The 17,572-nt window shown below is 40.1% G+C and carries 19 protein-coding genes, 1 tRNA gene and 1 riboswitch; of the genes, 14 read left to right on the forward strand and 6 right to left on the reverse strand.

Annotated features, from left to right (window positions below; all coding sequences use genetic code 11):
• Positions 1–23 precede the first annotated feature (23 nt).
• The 4 genes from M3166_RS00005 (at position 24) to M3166_RS00020 (ending at position 2,070) form a co-directional block, all read left to right on the forward strand.
• Positions 24–95 (forward strand) — tRNA-Glu (locus M3166_RS00005).
• A gap of 75 nt (positions 96–170) precedes the next feature.
• The gene (locus tag M3166_RS00010) at positions 171–797 is read left to right on the forward strand and encodes an NUDIX hydrolase (protein ID WP_251686411.1); all 627 of its coding nucleotides are present in this window, start codon (positions 171–173) and stop codon (positions 795–797) included.
• A gap of 105 nt (positions 798–902) precedes the next feature.
• Positions 903–1,661, forward strand: a complete 759-nt coding sequence (locus M3166_RS00015; protein WP_251686412.1) for a MerR family transcriptional regulator — start codon at positions 903–905, stop codon at positions 1,659–1,661.
• 64 nt (positions 1,662–1,725) lie between these two features.
• A complete protein-coding gene (locus M3166_RS00020; RefSeq protein ID WP_251686413.1) occupies positions 1,726–2,070 on the forward strand; it encodes a TraR/DksA C4-type zinc finger protein in 345 nt (114 codons plus the stop codon).
• A gap of 41 nt (positions 2,071–2,111) precedes the next feature.
• Here M3166_RS00020 and M3166_RS00025 read toward each other — a convergent pair whose 3' ends face one another.
• On the reverse strand, positions 2,112–3,029 hold the full coding sequence (locus M3166_RS00025; RefSeq protein WP_251686414.1) for a 1,4-dihydroxy-2-naphthoate polyprenyltransferase: 918 nt from the start codon (positions 3,027–3,029) through the stop codon (positions 2,112–2,114).
• Positions 3,030–3,271: 242 nt separating this feature from the next.
• Between M3166_RS00025 and M3166_RS00030 the strand changes: the two genes are divergently transcribed.
• The 5 genes from M3166_RS00030 (at position 3,272) to M3166_RS00050 (ending at position 9,534) form a co-directional block, all read left to right on the forward strand.
• Complete coding sequence (locus tag M3166_RS00030; RefSeq protein ID WP_251686415.1) at positions 3,272–4,654, forward strand: isochorismate synthase; 1,383 nt, start codon at positions 3,272–3,274, stop codon at positions 4,652–4,654.
• Entirely contained in the window at positions 4,647–6,380 is a 1,734-nt protein-coding gene (gene menD, locus M3166_RS00035) for a 2-succinyl-5-enolpyruvyl-6-hydroxy-3-cyclohexene-1-carboxylic-acid synthase (RefSeq protein WP_251686416.1), read from the forward strand. Before M3166_RS00030 ends, menD begins: the two co-directional genes overlap by 8 nt.
• Positions 6,362–7,174 carry a 2-succinyl-6-hydroxy-2,4-cyclohexadiene-1-carboxylate synthase gene (gene menH, locus M3166_RS00040; protein ID WP_251686417.1) on the forward strand — a complete coding sequence of 271 codons (813 nt, stop codon included), beginning with the start codon at positions 6,362–6,364 and terminating at the stop codon, positions 7,172–7,174. The genes menD and menH overlap by 19 nt, the downstream gene beginning before the upstream one ends.
• A 21-nt stretch (positions 7,175–7,195) precedes the next feature.
• A complete protein-coding gene (gene menB, locus M3166_RS00045; RefSeq protein ID WP_008408141.1) occupies positions 7,196–8,020 on the forward strand; it encodes a 1,4-dihydroxy-2-naphthoyl-CoA synthase in 825 nt (274 codons plus the stop codon).
• Between the two features lie 77 nt (positions 8,021–8,097).
• The gene (locus M3166_RS00050) at positions 8,098–9,534 is read left to right on the forward strand and encodes an o-succinylbenzoate--CoA ligase (protein WP_251686418.1); all 1,437 of its coding nucleotides are present in this window, start codon (positions 8,098–8,100) and stop codon (positions 9,532–9,534) included.
• 53 nt (positions 9,535–9,587) lie between these two features.
• On the opposite strand, the gene M3166_RS00055 is transcribed toward M3166_RS00050, so the two are convergent.
• The 3 genes from M3166_RS00055 to M3166_RS00065 form a co-directional block, all read right to left on the reverse strand.
• On the reverse strand, positions 9,588–10,574 hold the full coding sequence (locus tag M3166_RS00055; RefSeq protein ID WP_251686419.1) for a metal ABC transporter solute-binding protein, Zn/Mn family: 987 nt from the start codon (positions 10,572–10,574) through the stop codon (positions 9,588–9,590).
• Positions 10,575–10,679: 105 nt separating this feature from the next.
• The gene (gene yidD / locus M3166_RS00060; RefSeq protein WP_251686420.1) at positions 10,680–10,913 is read right to left on the reverse strand and encodes a membrane protein insertion efficiency factor YidD; all 234 of its coding nucleotides are present in this window, start codon (positions 10,911–10,913) and stop codon (positions 10,680–10,682) included.
• Positions 10,914–10,915: 2 nt separating this feature from the next.
• Positions 10,916–11,068 carry a hypothetical protein gene (locus M3166_RS00065; protein WP_251686421.1) on the reverse strand — a complete coding sequence of 51 codons (153 nt, stop codon included), beginning with the start codon at positions 11,066–11,068 and terminating at the stop codon, positions 10,916–10,918.
• Positions 11,069–11,275: 207 nt separating this feature from the next.
• Between M3166_RS00065 and M3166_RS00070 the strand changes: the two genes are divergently transcribed.
• The 4 genes from M3166_RS00070 (at position 11,276) to M3166_RS00085 (ending at position 13,438) form a co-directional block, all read left to right on the forward strand.
• Entirely contained in the window at positions 11,276–11,719 is a 444-nt protein-coding gene (locus M3166_RS00070; RefSeq protein ID WP_251686422.1) for a Dps family protein, read from the forward strand.
• A gap of 113 nt (positions 11,720–11,832) precedes the next feature.
• On the forward strand, positions 11,833–12,141 hold the full coding sequence (locus M3166_RS00075; RefSeq protein ID WP_251686423.1) for a transposase: 309 nt from the start codon (positions 11,833–11,835) through the stop codon (positions 12,139–12,141).
• A gap of 66 nt (positions 12,142–12,207) precedes the next feature.
• A complete protein-coding gene (locus M3166_RS00080) occupies positions 12,208–12,675 on the forward strand; it encodes an NUDIX hydrolase (RefSeq protein WP_251686424.1) in 468 nt (155 codons plus the stop codon).
• Positions 12,659–13,438 carry an alpha/beta hydrolase family protein gene (locus tag M3166_RS00085; protein WP_251686425.1) on the forward strand — a complete coding sequence of 260 codons (780 nt, stop codon included), beginning with the start codon at positions 12,659–12,661 and terminating at the stop codon, positions 13,436–13,438. Before M3166_RS00080 ends, M3166_RS00085 begins: the two co-directional genes overlap by 17 nt.
• 75 nt (positions 13,439–13,513) lie before the next feature.
• On the opposite strand, the gene pckA is transcribed toward M3166_RS00085, so the two are convergent.
• Positions 13,514–15,100, reverse strand: a complete 1,587-nt coding sequence (gene pckA / locus M3166_RS00090) for a phosphoenolpyruvate carboxykinase (ATP) (RefSeq protein WP_251686426.1) — start codon at positions 15,098–15,100, stop codon at positions 13,514–13,516.
• Between the two features lie 198 nt (positions 15,101–15,298).
• Positions 15,299–15,414, forward strand: a riboswitch (SAM riboswitch).
• A gap of 265 nt (positions 15,415–15,679) precedes the next feature.
• On the opposite strand from pckA, the gene metK reads away from it, so the two are divergent.
• The gene (gene metK, locus M3166_RS00095; RefSeq protein WP_251686427.1) at positions 15,680–16,876 is read left to right on the forward strand and encodes a methionine adenosyltransferase; all 1,197 of its coding nucleotides are present in this window, start codon (positions 15,680–15,682) and stop codon (positions 16,874–16,876) included.
• Positions 16,877–16,985: 109 nt separating this feature from the next.
• Here metK and M3166_RS00100 read toward each other — a convergent pair whose 3' ends face one another.
• Positions 16,986–17,498: a gamma carbonic anhydrase gene (locus M3166_RS00100; protein WP_251686428.1), complete on the reverse strand. Its 513-nt coding sequence runs from the start codon at positions 17,496–17,498 to the stop codon at positions 16,986–16,988.
• Positions 17,499–17,572: the final 74 nt, after the last annotated feature.

Genomic DNA, 17,572 nt, shown 5'->3' on the forward strand with positions numbered 1-17,572 from the left:
CAAATCCCTCTGTCTCCGCCATCGGCCCGTTGGTCAAGTGGTTAAGACACCGCCCTTTCACGGCGGTAACACGGGTTCGAATCCCGTACGGGTCATACATAGGAAAACGAAGAACGCTAAGTACTGTTACATGTGCTTAGCGTTTTTTTTGTATAAAAGGAGCGGATCTTGTGAATGAACGTTTAAAAGTATTTGATCAATATTATAAGGAAACGGGCATTGAACAACGTAAACTCATTCATGCAAAAGGTTATTGGCATGAAGTGTTTCATTGCTGGGTTATTGAAAAAACAGATTCAGAATGGCGCATTTATTTACAGCTGAGAAGCAAAAATAAAAAGGATTACCCAAACCAATTTGATATCACCGCAGCTGGTCATATACTGGCAACGGAGACGATTGAGGACGGTGTACGCGAATTAAAGGAAGAAGTAGGGATTAACGTAATGTTTTCGCAATTAACGTCACTTGGAGTCATCCCGTACAGTATAGACAATGAAAAAATAAAGGATTATGAGTTTGCAAACGTATTTGTATATGTGTTAACAGGAGGAATTGAGCAGTTTACTCTTCAACGCGAAGAACTTGATGGTATATACTCTGCTAACTTAAACCAATTTATATTGCTTGCGACACATAAAAGAAAGGAAATCGAAGTATCCGGTTATAAATACGTAAATGATTTACGTCATGATGAAGTGAAACAGATCGGACTAGAACAAATGTCTGCACTGCCCGAAAGCTATTTGCAGGAGTTTATCCCGAGATTGAAAAAGATGTTAATTGAAGCAACCTGAAAACACTTAGGTTAGCTTCTTTTTTTAGAATAATTAAGAAAATATAATTAACTATTGACCTTCACGTTGCGTCAACCTTTATAGTACTAAATAGGAGGTGATCATGTGCTGATTAACGAACTAGTCAAGCTATCGGGTGTGAGTGCACGCACACTACGTTATTATGATGAAATCGGTTTGCTGAGGCCTTCTGCAGTTGCGGAAAATGGCTACCGGCAATATAGCCAAGGGGATATTGACCGGTTACAGCAAATACTATTTTACCGGGAGCTTGATTTTAAGTTAGAGGAAATAAAAAAATTGCTCGATCATCCTGATTATGAAGTAAAAGAAGCGCTAAAAAAACAATTTGAGCTATTACAAAAGAAAAGACGATATATCGACGACTTACTAATAACGATAGAACAAACAATCCAAACGATGGAAGGGGAACTTAAGATGACAAATGAACAAAAGTTTGACGTGTTTAAAAACAAACTGATTGAAGAAAACGAAAAGAGCTATGGCCAGGAAGTACGTGAAAAATACGGTGAAGCTCAAGTGGAAGCAAGCAATAAAAAATTTAGGGATATGACAGAAGAACAATATAATGCAATGCAGCAATTGGAAAACCAACTGTTTGAACGATTAAAAGAAGCGATGGCGTCCGGCGATGTAACGTCAGACGTTGCAATGGAAGCAGCAGAGCTTCATAAACGCTGGCTAAGCTTCTCCTGGGCAAAGTATACCTCAGAAGCACATATAGGCCTAGCACAAATGTATGTAAGCGATGAACGGTTTACTGCTTACTATGATGAGCGTGTCGGTCCCGGTGCTACAAAATTCTTGCATGATGTAATCGCTGTTTATGCAGCGAACAAATAAGAAAAGATGTTTAGAATTCCTCATATAGGTAATATTTTATTAATGGAAAAAAGGGGGATTTTATATGGATATCAATCAATTACAACAATTACGCAGCATTTTGGAAGAGGAGCTTGCAACATTGCAGGAGCATGTTAATGAAGAACCGCCTTTAGAGGACACAGAAATAACTGCAGTTGATAATCATCCGGCAGATGCAGCAACCGATTTAACGACAATGGTTACAGAAAAAACATTGAGTGAATTGAAGGAAGACGAAATCGAAAAAATACAAACAGCTTTAAACGCAATGGATGAAGGCACATACGGGGAATGTATCGTATGCGGAAAAGAGATTCCTTTTGAACGCTTAGAAGCGATTCCAACAGCTTTAACTTGTATTGACCATGTAGAAGAAGTGACTGAATAGTAAAAGAGGTATGTTGAATGTTCAACATACCTCTACTAGTTTTAAATGAAATATGAAATTAATAGACCTACAGCCAACAAGAAACCGAAAATCGTGTTTGTTTGGGCTGTATATTTCATTGCCGGCATTACTTCAAGCGGTTTTTCTTTTGCTCGGAATAATTTAATCGCTTCAACCGGTTTCTTTGCGCTTAATAATACAAGCAGTGCCCATGGTGTTAAATGGCCAAGAACTACGAGAACGACAATCCAAACATACGAAACAATAAAGAAACCGGCAAGTACTGTTACAGCGTTATGTCGGCCAACTAAAATGGCCATCGTTTTACGTCCGCCTTCTGTATCTCCAACAATATCCCTGATATTATTAGAAAGCATAATTGCCCCAACTAAAATCATACTCGGCACTGAAATAATTACAGCATCAGCTGTTACATCTCCTGTTTGAATAAAGAAGGCAATTAGAACAATACCCATACCCATTACTGCCCCCGAAACCAGCTCCCCAAACGGTGAATAAGCAATCGGATACGGTCCTCCAGTATACAAATAGCCGATAAGCATACATACAAGACCGACAGCAACAAGCCACCAGGATGTCATGGCACATATGTAAACGCCTAATAGCATCGCGATACCGTAAAAGCTTAGCGCAATAGCCATAATTGTTTTTGGTGCTACACCATGTCGGACGATTGTGCCTCCAATACCGACTGAGTTTTCATTATCCAGGCCAAGTTTATAATCATAATATTCATTGAACATATTAGTTGCTGCCTGTATTAGCATACTGGCAATAAGCATTGCAAAAAATAGTCCGAAATGAATTGTTTCATGATTTATTGAAAGTGCCATAGACGTACCTAATAATACAGGTACAAATGAAGCTGTTAATGTGTGGGGCCGTGTTAAATGCCACCAGACTTTAAATCCCTTGTCCGCTTCAACGACTTTTGTCATAAAAAAACGCTCCTAACTAAATACAATTATCTAAACTATTGTAATGCATATAAAACAAATTGAACAGAGTGAAGGGACAATACATGTAACGTTTGCTCGAAAAATGTTATGATAGGAAGGTATTATTTACTGCGCGAACGCAAAAAAAATGAGCAAATTATATAAAAATTCAGGCACGTATTAAAATAACGCTATACTTGCATCATACTTAGTGAATTTGCAACATGACGGAGGGAATTTTCATGCAACACAAGTGGTACAACGCCACTGAAATAGAAGTAGGCTCAAATTCAAAGCAAATTTTTTATATGGAAACAATCGAAGTAAGCCGATTATCCGCATTGGCATTTTTTGCGGCTGGCGAATCGAAGTATAAAGGAAAACGCAACTACTGGCAAAATCGTGAAAAAACCTTCACATTAGTTGGTTTAGGACATGCCTATACAATCGAAAACAATGCGTCTGACGCTCGTTTCGATTTAGTTGAACGTGAATGGAAAAAACTGACGAGTCAAATCATCCAGGAAGATCAGCATCTGCAGCCTATCCTTTTTGGCGGCTTTACTTTTGATCCGCAAAATGATGTTTCGGCAGAATGGACAAACTTCCCGCAAAGCTACTTTACTGTCGCAACACATCAGTTAGTTATTCGCAATGATAAAGCTTATGTAACAATTAACTATATTACGGATGAGGAAAACAGCGCGAAAACGTTTGAAGCACTTCGTAAAGAGCGTGATGAGCTCATTCATGCAGCACAGGTGAAGGAAGTGAAAACTTATCCGAAACCAACGATGACAAGCTATATGGAACCATATAAGCACGAATATATGAATTCAATCAATAAGGTGACTAGCCTGATCAAAGCAAATGAAGCGCAAAAGGTTGTTATTGCACGATCTTTAGCATTGCAATTTGAGGAATCGATTACATCTCCGCAAATTTTGTCACATGTCGTACATGAACAGCCGGAGAGCTATTTGTTTGGCTTGGAGCATGGTGATTTACTGTTTTACGGTGCATCACCGGAACGTTTAGTAAAAGTAGACAGCGGGCGTGCCTATTCCTCATGTGTAGCAGGCTCGATTAAGCGAGGCACAACAGCTGAAGCCGATGAGGAATTAGGAAAAACGTTGCTGAGCGATTTGAAAAACCTTGGTGAGCATCATTATGTTGTTGAGATGATTACCGATACATTTAACAAGAATTGTACGGAAGTAAAAGTCCCTCATGGACCGAAGTTATTAAAAATCCGTGATATTCAGCATTTATATACACCTGTTGAAGGACAATTAAATGAAGATGCAACTATTTTGCAGCTAGTAAAACATTTGCATCCAACACCAGCTTTAGGCGGTGTTCCGCGTGAACAGGCAATGGAAATAATCCGAACATATGAGCCGATGAACCGAGGGCTGTATGCGGCACCAATCGGCTGGCTTGATGCCGATGGAAATGGCGAGTTTGCAGTAGCAATTCGTTCGGCTGCATTAGTACAGGATAAAGCGTACTTATATGCAGGCGGAGGCATTGTCGAAGATTCGGAAGCACAATCGGAATATGAAGAGACACTCGTGAAATTCCGTCCAATGCTTCGAGCTTTAGGAGGCCAGTTACATGAATGATCGTGAAGTATTATCGAATTATGTTTATACAATTGTGTCAGCGTTAGTAGCATCTGGTGTAGAGCAGGTTGTCGTAAGTCCCGGCTCCCGCTCTACACCGCTTGCCTATGCATTTGCCTCAACGAAGGAAATTGAAATGCATCGTCAAGTTGATGAACGGGCCGCAGCCTTTTACGCACTTGGCTTAGCTAAATCGACTGCAAAACCGGTCGTACTCGTATGTACATCGGGAACAGCGGCGGCCAATTACTATCCGGCCATTGTTGAAGCAAAATATGCACGAGTGCCGCTAATTGTTTTAACAGCAGACCGTCCGCATGAATTGCGCGAAGTAGGAGCACCGCAGACGATCAATCAAGTGCGATTATACGGTGAAAATGTGAAATGGTCGGCAGAATTTCCGATTCCGGATGAGGCACCGCAAACGCTTCCGTTTATCGAACGCCATACAGTGCGTGCGGTAAATATTGCAACGACAGCACCGTTTGGACCGGTCCATTTAAATATACCGTTCCGTGAACCGTTAATCATTGAATTTGCGGAAACATTGCCTGTTTCAAGCTTTATTAAAAGCTATACAAATGAGCTTCGGCCTGCAAAGCAAGCGATGGCTGAACTGACAGAAATCATCGAACAAACAACGACCGGAATCCTGATCGTCGGGGAACTGCCGCTAGGAACGAACACGGAACATTTATGGGATTTCATTCGTGAAGTGAAATGGCCGGTAATGATTGAAAGCTTATCGAACTTGCGTACAGAAATACCGGAAGATTGCCAAATATATGCGATTACTACATATGATACATTGATGAAAAATGAGCGCTTCAAGCGTAATGTTCGACCACAGACGGTCATTCGTTTCGGAGCACAGCCTGTTTCAAAATTTTTAATGCAGTTTATCGTACAGGCAAACCCGCAAAGCTATATTGTCATCGATGAAGATCCGATGTATAGAGATTCTACTCATATGTCGACACATTTCATTCATGCCTTGCCAGGAGAATGGCTGTCGGATGTGAAATTAGCTAATTCTCAAGCAGAAATGGCATACGTTCAATTCTGGAAAATGGCAGATTTACTTGCAGCTGATGTTATTGAAAAGTACAGCCAATTTGCCGATGACGAAGGAGCAATGGTACAGGCATTCCTTACAAGTATTGAGGAAGACGCCGACATTTATGTCAGCAGCAGTATGCCGATTCGTGATATTGATACGTTTTTACTTACACAAAATCGTCCTGTTCAAATTTTCGCAAACCGCGGAGCAAACGGGATTGATGGGGTAACATCTACAGCACTTGGATTCAGTAATGGTCGCAAAAACCGCAAAACGTATTTATTGATTGGGGATTTAGCATTTTTGCATGATGCCAATGCATTTGTTGCAAGTCGTTATCAGCAATGTGATTTAACGGTAATTGTCATGAATAATGACGGTGGCGGCATTTTCTCTTATTTACCGCAATCGAAGGTAGAGGAGCATTATGAAGATCTTTTTGGTACACCGACTGCATTGACATTCGAACAAATGGCCAAAATGTATGATTTGGATTACGTAAAAGCAACATCATTGGAACAATTTACGACTGCATTGTCTGTGGATAAACAAACATCGATTAAACTAATCGAAGCTTTCACAGATCGTGAAGAGAATGTGAAGCAGCACCGTCAGCTATGGGCGCGGATTCATGAGGTGATGGAACAATGGCTCGATTCACTGTAAAAGGGTTGGATGTGCATATTGAACAGTGGAATGAACAGGCAACTCAAACGGTTGTATTTCTCCACGGTTTTACAGGGAGCACAAATACTTGGAAAAAGATTATTTCGCAACTGCCGTCAAACATCCGGTGTATTGCTGTTGATTTAATCGGACATGGTAAAACAGTAGCACCAACTACTGTGAAATTCTACTCGATGGCATTTCAAGTGGAACTGCTACATGAACTTTTTCATCAATTACAGCTTGATACTTTCTCGCTTGTAGGCTATTCGATGGGAGGACGTGTTGCGTTGAGCTATGCGGTTCGTTATCCGTCTGGAATTAATCATTTGCTTTTGGAAAGCGCTTCTCCCGGTCTATTGGATGAACAACAGCGTACTATACGAAAACAGGCGGATGATACACTCGCGGAAAAGATACTTGCAAATGGGATAGAATCATTTGTAAACAAGTGGGGAAATATCCCGTTGTTTGCTTCTCAAAAAAGTCTTCCCGCAGAAGTACAGCAGGAAATTCGATCTGAGCGCATACAGCAAAGGGAAATAGGACTTGCAAACAGTCTGCGCGGTATGGGAACAGGTGTAATGCCGGAACTTTGGGGTAAGCTTAATACATTAACAATGCCTGTGACACTCGTAACCGGACAACTTGACGAAAAATTCATTCAATTAAACAATGAAATGCAGGAGCTTATCGAAAAAGCAAATCATCTTATAATTCCAGCAGTTGGCCACGCAATTCATGTGGAAAATCCGACAAAGTTTGCTACAATAGTAAAGGAAACGATTTCATAACCGAATTAGGAGGCAATATATATGACAAAGCAACGTCTATGGACATCTTTACATACTTACGAAGATATTAAGTATGAATACTATAACGGAATCGCAAAAATTACGATTAACCGTCCAGAAGTTCGCAACGCTTTCCGCCCAAAAACAACAGCGGAAATGATCGATGCTTTCACACGTGCTCGTGATGATGAGCGTGTGGGCGTAATTATTTTAACAGGTGAAGGCGAGCATGCATTCTGCTCAGGCGGCGACCAAAAAGTACGCGGTCATGGTGGCTATGTAGGCGATGACCAGATCCCTCGCTTAAACGTTTTAGATTTACAAACGTTAATCCGTAAAATTCCTAAACCGGTTGTAGCAATGGTAGCAGGTTATGCAATCGGCGGCGGCCACGTACTGCACGTAGTATGTGACTTAACAATCGCTGCAGAAAATGCACGTTTCGGTCAAACAGGACCTAAAGTCGGTTCGTTCGATGCTGGTTACGGTTCAGGTTACTTAGCACGTATCGTAGGACACAAAAAGGCTCGTGAAATCTGGTACTTATGCCGTCAGTATGATGCGCAGCAAGCACTTGAAATGGGCTTAGTAAACACAGTTGTACCATATGAGCAGTTAGAAGATGAAACAGTAAAATGGTGTGAAGAGATGCTGGAAATGTCTCCAACAGCATTACGTTTCTTAAAAGCTGCAATGAACGCAGACACAGACGGTTTAGCTGGTATCCAACAGCTTGCTGGTGATGCGACACTTCTTTACTACACAACTGATGAAGCAAAAGAAGGCCGCGATGCATTCAAAGAGAAACGTAAACCAGACTTCGGTCAATTCCCACGTTTCCCTTGATTTGTTCGTTATAATATTCAAAAGGGATGTCCGAAAACTTTGGACATCCCTTTTCTTTACGATAGGAGGAATAAGGGATGCAGCCAAACTGGATCAAGCAACGAGCCTATTTAACACCGAATCGGGTTGCACTGAGCTTTCATGACGAGCAATGGACGTTTAAAGAACTTTATTTAACGTCTGTCAGCCTAGCATATAAATTAAATACACTACGTTTAACAAATGGAAAACGGGTAGCTATTTTAGCCCCGTCTACACCACCTTTAATCAGGCTGCTATATGCATGTATGCAGGCACAGTGTGAGATGGTGCTGTTAAATGGAAGACTGGCTAAGCAGGAGCTTGCGTATCAAGTTGAAGATGCGGAAGTAGATGCGATATTAGTAGCCGATGAAGAGCTTGCCAAACTTCCTGATGATGCCCGGATCATTCCGTTTTCCAAGCTTTATGAGACTACTGAGTCGGAATATGAGATTGCATCACAGTGGGAAGAGGACTTTGCACTGACGATCATGTATACATCCGGAACAACAGGGTTTCCCAAGGGTGTTTGCCAAACGGTTTCAAATCATAGTTCCAGCGCAATCAGCTCAGCATTGAATTTAGGCATTTCAGAGAAGGATACATGGCTTTGTACTGTCCCGATTTTTCATATAAGTGGTTTTTCGATTGTCGTCCGATCATTGCTATATGGGATGAAAATACGTTTATATGAAAAATTCGATGCAAAAAAGTGTGCTCGGGAAATTATGGAAGGCACCGTTACGAAAATGTCGGTCGTTTCAGTCATATTGGAAAATATACTTTCCGAAATGGAGCAGGCTGGACAAAAGGCACATCCGCATTTTACAACCGCATTAGCAGGGGGCGGTCCAGTACCGGTCGATTATTTGAAGCGTGCGGAAAAACTGGATTTACGTGTTGCCCAAACTTACGGGATGACTGAAACTTCTTCACAAACCGCGACATTGGCAAACGAGGATGCCATGACACATACCGGATCTGCCGGCAAGCCGCTGTTTTTTAATGAAATAAAAATTGATGCAAAAGACGGGGACTCCATAGGTGAAATTTTAATCCGCGGACCTCATGTAACACCGAAATATATCGGCCGCTTTAAAGATAAACCGACGACCATCGATGGTTGGCTTCATACAGGAGATGTCGGTTATTTAGATGAACAAGGGTATTTGTATGTCGTCGATCGACGCAGTGACTTAATTATTTCAGGTGGCGAAAATATTTATCCGGCTGAAATTGAAAACATACTCCTCGGACATCCGAACGTAAAAGAGGCGGGAGTTTGTGGAGTCGAGCATGACAAATGGGGGCAAGTACCTGTTGCCTTTATTGTTGCCAAAAAACAGATGACAGAACAAGAAATTATTCACTTCTGCACGCAGCACTTAGCAAATTATAAAGTCCCAAAACAAGTACACTTCGTCAGCCGTTTACCTCGAAGCGGCTCCAATAAACTTTTGCGAAGAAAGTTGATGCAGCTGCTGGATGAGTGATACGGAGATAAAAAAGGTCCAAGCATAATGAATGCTTGGACCTTTTGTGTTTATTAATTGCTTAATGCTTGTTTGAGGACATCCATATTTTTACGCATTAATGTAAAGTAATCTTCATTGTTTTGGATATCTTCTTTTGTTAAAACACTTAAATTATGCAATGTTAATGTTTCTGCATTTACTTCTTTTTGAATTATTTCCGTTAATTTCGAAGAAACATTTTGCTCGAAGAAAATATATTGGATTTCTTCTTTATTCGCTAAATCAACAATTGCCGTTAATTCCTTTTGTGAAGGTTCACTTTGTGAGTTAAGACCAGCTACAGGAACTTGATTAAAGCCGTAATGTCCCGCAATATAGCCGAATGCTGCATGCGATACAAAGAAAGTTTTCTTCGTCGTAGCTGCAGCCATTGCTTCAAAGTCTGAATGCAATGTTGCCAGGTCTGTTACTAATTGTTCGTAGTTAGAATTGAATATTGCTTCGTGTTCCGGTAATGCCGCGACAAGTTCATCTTTAATCGTTAATGCCAGCTGCTGTGAAATGACCGGGGATAACCAAACATGCGCATCATGTTCTTCGTGTGCATGCTCTTCTCCATGTCCATGGTCATCATGTTCCTCATGCTCAGCATGTGTATGTCCTGTTGAAATATGAAGCTGATCTTCCGTTACATTAGCAGCAGTAGCAACTAATTTTACATCTTCATTTGCCAAAGTTTTTTGCGCATTTTCAACAAAACCTTCTAATCCAAGGCCAACGTAGAAAAATAAATCCGCATCTGCTAACGCCATCATATCTTTTTGCGTTGGTTCAAATGAGTGTTCATTTGCACCTGCTGGATAAATAGAAGAGACATCAACAAACTCTCCGCCGATTTGTTCTGTGAAATACTGCAAGGGATAAACAGTTGTATAAACAGAAAGTGCATCTTTGTTTTGCTGCGATTCGCTTGTATCTTTTTTAGTATCGTCTGTGTTACAAGCAGCTAATAATAAAATGAGTGTAAACATCGAAATGATTGAAAACCATTTTTTCATTATAATTAAATCTCCTTAAATAGTAATAATTACGATTTGTATTTTTGAACATTTTTAATCTTACAGGATTCAATAAAAAAAAACAATAAAAAAAGGCTTCGAAAATTATTTTTTTTTCGAAGGCCATTTTTCAGGTACTGGATCGAATCCACCTGGATGAAGCGGCTGACATTTTAGTATACGAATAACGGTCATGACCGATCCTTTTATTGCACCATGTTTTTGAATTGCTTCAATTCCATAGTGTGAACAGGTCGGGTGGAACCGGCAAGAAGGTGGCGTCATTGGCGAAATATATTTTTGATAAAGACGAATTAATCCGATAAAAAGTTTTTTCATTGCTATTTTTGCTCTCCATTTTTATAAGTCCGAATTGGTTTGTCATCAACGGTTTGTTTTAATGATACGTTGTTTTTCCGGGCAAGTAAAATAATAGAGAATGCGAATATCCCCATAATCGTTATGATAATAATCAATACAATAGGTAAGCTCATTTTTTTCACCTCGTTTCCTTCCATATTACAGGAAAAAAATGTGGTAAGTGTGAATAATGGTTGAACTAAATGTTTTAAGAAGTGCGATAACGGATATAATACAAGCATGATACATTTCTGAAAATATTAGAAGTAGTAAGCTGATTTTTATATCAGGATTAAAACTTCGTTAAGAAGTTTTAAATATAATTTATGAGGTGAAGGACAATGGCAAAGAAACAATTAAACACACAATTAAATGATTTAGTAGCAACATGGTCGGTAATGTACACGAAGTTACATAACTATCACTGGTATGTAAACGGACCATCATTCTTTACACTACACGTTAAATTTGAAGAGCTTTACAACGAAGTAACATTAAATTTAGATGAAATTGCAGAACGTATTTTAACGAAGGGCGGCAAGCCTGTTGCAACATTAAAGGAACATTTAGAGCTTTCTCTAATTGAAGAGGCTTCAGGAAAAGAAGAAACAGAGGAAATGGTTTCTAAGTTAATCACTGACTTCAATACGATTATGGAAGCTTTAAATAAAGCAATGGAAACTGCTTCAGAAGAAGGCGATGATCGCACAGAGGATTTACTGAACGCTCAATTCCAAAGTCTTGAGAAACATACATGGATGTTAAATGCTTATTTAGGCAAATAATATTGGATAAACGACTCCAAATGCGGGGTCGTTTTTTATTCGTTCACTGTACGATATACTTCCAATGTATAAACGAGATTATTGCGGACCACCTTAAACTTGAGGTGAGAATAATGGAAAAAAATAATGTTTATGTATCAGTTGCCAATTTAACATGCAATTTGCATCCTGGATCATCCTATGAATTTGTACTGAAAATGGAGCCATTAAAAGCGCGTGTATTTATGAAGCTGTTCAATCAGATGCAGCAGCTGGAGGCGTCAAATGCATTCCGTGCCCATATGCCGTTTATTCCATATCATTTGGACAGATTAAATCATGAGATCGACCACCGTCTAAAAAAAGTCTATGCTCTGATTCATGAATTCGGTGATGAGGAAGCGAAGAAATTCGTCGAGCAACTGCCGTACTTCACGCGCTAATTAGGCGATTTGATTGAACGGGAGACATCTGTTCGTTACACTATATAGTAGGAGTTGAGCGAAAAGATGTTTACATTTATCGATGAAAATAATTTAAAAGTAGATTTAAGATTTGATGAAGGTCCTTTCGAAGTTGAACCGAAGCATGTATTGGCACTTGTACAATATAAAGGGAAATGGTTATGCACGATTCATCATCGTCGTGGCGTTGAGTTTCCTGGAGGCAAGCAGGAGCCCGGGGAGACATTGTACGAAGCGGCTATCCGTGAAGTTTACGAAGAAGCAAATGTGGTCATAGAAGATGTAAAATGGTTTGCCTACTATATTGTGCATGATGAGATTCCCTTTTGCAAAGCGGTCTTTACTGCTAAGGTAAAGGACATTGAACCTTTTACAGGAGATCATGAAACAGAAGGCATGTTATGGCTGACAGAAGAAGAGCTTTGGCAGCAGCCAAAATTAAGTTTCTATATGCGGGATGCAGGAATGAAAAAGATGTTGCAGGAAGTGAAAAATCATGAACGACAATGGTAAGATTTTTTCGATACGCAATTACCCATCTCCAAATCCTCATATCCGATTAGATGAAATTACGTATTGGTCACAAGGACTGCGTGTAAAAGGATTATTGGCGCGTCCTAAAGCCCCTGGTACATATGAAGCGCTTTTATATTTGCGTGGGGGACTCCAATCGATCGGCATGGTCAGGCCTGCACGTATTGCTCAATTTGCGATGCAAGGCTTCGTTGTATTTGCTCCGTATTATCGTGGAAATCGCGGAGGAGAAGGTAAGGACGAGTTTGCGGGTGATGACCGTTATGATGCAGTTAACGGCATAGAAGTACTGAAGCAATTTATTCAAGTGGATAAAGTGAATTTATATGGATTTTCCCGCGGCGGGTTAATGGTATTGTGGACAGCGATTTTACGTGATGATATCAAATCGCTCGTAACTTGGGCAGGTGTATCGGATGCGACAGCAACATATTGGGACCGTGTTGATATGCGGCGCGGCTTAAAGAGAATTGTTGGCGGTACTCCAAATAAAGTACCGGAAAACTATGATGACCGTACACCATTATTTGAAATCGATAAACTTCAAACCCCCGTACTTATTATTCATGGTACAGAAGATCAGCATGTTGATATAGAGCATGCCTATAAACTGGAGCAGTATTTAAAAAAGGAAGGGAAATCTGTTGAGACATGGTACTCATCTGGATTAAAGCATCACTATCCTCCCAACCTAAACCGCGATACTGTGAAAAACTTATGTGATTGGATGAAACGCCAATAAACACAATAAAAAACAGCATTTTTCTCCTAGAGAAAAATGCTGTTTTTGGTTGAATAAACACGGCTGATTAGTAAATTATACTAATGGACCGCCTTTTTGAACGATTGCTTCATCAACATTCTCGAACTTCTTGAAGTTGTTTTTGAACAGTTCGGCAAGTTCAGAAGCTTTTTTGTCATAAGCAGCTTTGTCTGCCCATGCATCACGAGGATTTAATACGTTAGTTGGTACACCTTCAACTGCTACTGGGATGTTTAATCCAAATACAGCGTCTTGGGTAGTTTCAACGTTATTTAATTTACCGTCGATTGCAGCACGCACCATTGCGCGTGTATAAGAAAGCTTCATACGGCTGCCTACACCATATTCGCCACCAGTCCAACCAGTGTTTACTAGAAATACTTGTGAACCGTGCTCATCAATTTTCTTACCTAATTGCTCTGCATAAACAGTTGCAGCAAGCGGCAGGAACGGAGAACCGAAGCATGTAGAGAATACTGGTTCTGGCTCTGTTACACCACGTTCTGTACCGGCAAGTTTAGAAGTGAAACCGCTTAGGAAGTGATACATTGCCTGCTCTTTAGTCAATTTAGAGATAGGAGGTAATACACCAAATGCATCGGCTGTTAAGAAGACGATTGTATTTGGATGACCTGCTACTGATGGCAAGACGATATTGTCGATAAAGTCGATAGGGTAAGCGACACGTGTGTTTTCTGTTAAAGAACCGTCTGCATAGTCGCATTCACGTGATTCAGGGTCTACCGCAACGTTTTCCAATACTGAACCAAAGCGGATTGCATTGTAAATTTCCGGCTCATTTTCAGCAGATAGGTTGATTGTTTTTGCATAGCAACCACCTTCAATGTTGAATACGCCATTGTCAGACCAGCCGTGCTCGTCATCACCGATTAATTTACGGTCTTTGTCAGCTGATAAAGTAGTTTTTCCTGTACCAGATAAACCGAAGAATAATGCTACATCGCCTTCTTCTCCAACGTTTGCAGAACAGTGCATTGGGAAGATACCTTGTTCAGGTAATAAGTAGTTCATAATACCGAAGATTGACTTCTTCATTTCACCTGCGTACTCAGTTCCGCCGATTAAGATGATTTTCTTTTCGATAGATGTTATAATAAATGTTTCCGATCCAGTACCGTCTACTTCCGGATCTGCTTTGAAGTTTGGCGCAGATACGATTGTAAACTCGGCAACGTGTTTAGCCAATTCGTCTGCTGTTGGGCGGATGAATAATTGATGACAGAATAGATTATGCCAAGCATATTCGTTAATTACTTTAATAGATAATTGAGACTCTTTGTCTGCACCAGCAAAACCGTTGAATACATATAACTCGTCACGTTCTTTTAAGTAATTTATAACTTTTACATAAAGTTTATCAAATACTTCTGCAGAGATCGGACGGTTTACTTTACCCCAATCGATTTTGTCATTTGAAATTTCTTCTTCTACTATATATTTATCTTTAGGAGAGCGGCCAGTATATTTGCCTGTTTCAGCACGTAATGCGCCTTCAACAGTTAGCGATGCTTCTCCGCGTGATGTAGCTTTTTCAATTAATTGTGGAACAGATAATTGAGTTTTGATGTTTTCCCCGTTTAAAAGTTCTTTCAGCTCGTTAGCAATTTCTACCGAATTCATCTATTAAATACCATCCTTTTTTATAGTATTCCCTTATAGAGGGGAGTTGATTCCTAATTCAAAAATAGTATAACACATTAAGTGAAATAATCTATACTAATTGCAAATTATTTTTTCGTAAATTTTAGCAGATCGAAAAAAGTCAAAATTTGTTGACAGTACTTGAATTTTTGCGTAAGATGTTTAATTGAACGGATACTCTTATCCCGAGCTGGTGGAGGGGCAGGCCCTATGAAACCCGGCAACCTGCGTATATTTTATACGTGTTGGTGCCAACCTGATGCAAGGGCAAAATTTCCCTTGAACGATAAGAGTGAAAGGTAACGAAACGTAATATCCTTTCCTCACGTGTGATGAACACGGCTATGAGAGAAAGGATTTTTTTTATTTTGTTTTACAATTTCGTACTGAACGAAAATTATATAGTTACAGCCTTTCAGACCCTCGTGTTAAAGCAAATATAGCTTGACGTTAAAAAGGCAGCTACGCATCAGCGTAATTCCTGCAATATAACGGACATGGGTAATGAGTACCGTATCAATAAAAAACAATTGCCAAAGTGATTTAGGAGGAAATGACATGACAAATCGTCGACTGTTTACATCAGAAAGTGTAACGGAAGGACATCCGGACAAAATTTGTGACCAAATTTCGGATGCCATTTTAGACGCTATTTTAGCTGCAGATCCAAATGCACGTGTAGCTTGTGAAACTACGGTAACAACAGGCTTAGTATTAGTATCTGGTGAAATTACAACTTCTACTTATGTAGATATGAAAGGAATTATCCGCGATACAGTAGCAGAAATCGGCTATACACGCGGTAAGTATGGCTTTGATGCTGAAAATCTTGCAGTACTAGTAGCAGTAGGAGAGCAATCACCTGACATTGCACAAGGTGTTGACCAGGCATTGGAAGCACGTGAAGGTTCAATGACTGAAGATGAACTTGAAGCAATCGGTGCAGGCGACCAAGGTTTAATGTTTGGTTATGCATGTAACGAAACACCGGAACTTATGCCTATGCCTATTTCTTTAGCTCACAAATTAGCGCGTCGTTTAACAGAAGTGCGTAAATCAGGCGAATTGGAATATTTACGTCCGGATGGTAAAACACAAGTAACAATCGAATATGATGAAAACAATGAACCTGTTCGTGTAGATACAATCGTTATTTCAACACAGCACGATGAAGAAGCAACATTGGAACAAATCCAAACAGACATTAAAGAACACGTTATTAAACCGGTAGTTCCTGCTCATTTATTGGATGAAGCTACAAAGTACTTCATCAACCCAACAGGTCGCTTCGTAATCGGCGGACCTAAAGGAGATGCAGGTCTTACAGGACGTAAAATTATTGTTGATACTTACGGCGGTTATGCACGTCACGGTGGCGGAGCATTCTCTGGTAAGGATGCAACAAAAGTTGACCGCTCTGCAGCGTATGCAGCACGCTATGTTGCCAAAAATATTGTAGCAGCTGGCTTAGCAGACCGTGCTGAAGTGCAACTTGCTTATGCAATCGGTGTTGCACAACCTGTTTCAATCGCTGTTGATACATTTGGTACAGGAAAAGTAGCAGAATCACAAATCGTAAACTGGGTTCGTGAACTCTTTGACCTACGTCCTGCAGGCATTATTAAAATGCTTGATTTACGTCGCCCAATCTATAAACAAACAGCAGCATACGGACATTTCGGTCGCACAGATTTAAATGTGCCATGGGAAAATACGGATAAAGCAGCTGAATTAAAAGCAAAAGCAGGAATCTAATAAAATAAAAAGGAGCATCCGGTTAAATGGATAGCTCCTTTTTTGTAATTTCCAGTAAACTTCCTATATTATAGGTAGAGATTTCGATAAACAGTAAATGAGTGTGAAATTATTTCTGAAGTGATTTATAGTATTGTCCCTTCGCTACATATTCGGAAATAATGCGATCCATATCTGCGCGATCTTCTGCAGTTACTTCACGTACAACTTTTGCTGGGCGTCCCATCGCTAAACAGTTGGGAGGAATCACTTTTCCCGGTGGCACAAGACTACCGGCACCGATAAATGCTCCTTCGCCTATAACGGCTCCGTCCAATATGATGGAACCCATACCAACTAAAGCACGTTTCTTAATTGTACAGCTATGTAATGTAACTTGATGACCTACTGTTACTTCATCTTCAATAATGAGAGGGTAAGCGGGACTTTGGTGAAGGCAGCTCAAATCCTGGATGCTGACACGGTCGCCAATTATTGTCTTGTTTACATCGCCGCGGATTACTGTGTTAAACCAAATTGAAGTTTCGGCTCCTATTGTTACATCGCCGGTAATTGTGGCATAGTCGGCAATAAATGCAGAAGGGTGAATCGTCGGTATTTTATCCTTATAAGGGTATATCATTTTTCATTTCCTCATTTCTTCTATAAAATTGTAGATAAATCTATAGATATCGTAACAAAACGTGAAGATTTTTC

The organism is Solibacillus isronensis, from assembly GCF_023715405.1.
GTDB classification, from domain to species: domain Bacteria; phylum Bacillota; class Bacilli; order Bacillales_A; family Planococcaceae; genus Solibacillus; species Solibacillus isronensis_B.

Coding starts and splice junctions, on each gene's coding strand:
- M3166_RS00025 (WP_251686414.1), bottom strand. CDS start 3,029: ATGACAAAAGTCGTTGAAGCGGACAAGGGATTTAAAGTCTGGTGGCAT.
- M3166_RS00050 (WP_251686418.1), top strand. CDS start 8,098: ATGCAGCCAAACTGGATCAAGCAACGAGCCTATTTAACACCGAATCGG.
- M3166_RS00055 (WP_251686419.1), bottom strand. CDS start 10,574: ATGAAAAAATGGTTTTCAATCATTTCGATGTTTACACTCATTTTATTA.
- menD (WP_251686416.1), top strand. CDS start 4,647: ATGAATGATCGTGAAGTATTATCGAATTATGTTTATACAATTGTGTCA.
- M3166_RS00065 (WP_251686421.1), bottom strand. CDS start 11,068: ATGAGCTTACCTATTGTATTGATTATTATCATAACGATTATGGGGATA.
- M3166_RS00020 (WP_251686413.1), top strand. CDS start 1,726: ATGGATATCAATCAATTACAACAATTACGCAGCATTTTGGAAGAGGAG.
- M3166_RS00100 (WP_251686428.1), bottom strand. CDS start 17,498: ATGATATACCCTTATAAGGATAAAATACCGACGATTCACCCTTCTGCA.
- M3166_RS00080 (WP_251686424.1), top strand. CDS start 12,208: ATGTTTACATTTATCGATGAAAATAATTTAAAAGTAGATTTAAGATTT.
- M3166_RS00085 (WP_251686425.1), top strand. CDS start 12,659: ATGAACGACAATGGTAAGATTTTTTCGATACGCAATTACCCATCTCCA.
- yidD (WP_251686420.1), bottom strand. CDS start 10,913: ATGAAAAAACTTTTTATCGGATTAATTCGTCTTTATCAAAAATATATT.
- menH (WP_251686417.1), top strand. CDS start 6,362: ATGGCTCGATTCACTGTAAAAGGGTTGGATGTGCATATTGAACAGTGG.
- M3166_RS00075 (WP_251686423.1), top strand. CDS start 11,833: ATGGAAAAAAATAATGTTTATGTATCAGTTGCCAATTTAACATGCAAT.
- pckA (WP_251686426.1), bottom strand. CDS start 15,100: ATGAATTCGGTAGAAATTGCTAACGAGCTGAAAGAACTTTTAAACGGG.
- M3166_RS00030 (WP_251686415.1), top strand. CDS start 3,272: ATGCAACACAAGTGGTACAACGCCACTGAAATAGAAGTAGGCTCAAAT.
- menB (WP_008408141.1), top strand. CDS start 7,196: ATGACAAAGCAACGTCTATGGACATCTTTACATACTTACGAAGATATT.
- M3166_RS00070 (WP_251686422.1), top strand. CDS start 11,276: ATGGCAAAGAAACAATTAAACACACAATTAAATGATTTAGTAGCAACA.
- metK (WP_251686427.1), top strand. CDS start 15,680: ATGACAAATCGTCGACTGTTTACATCAGAAAGTGTAACGGAAGGACAT.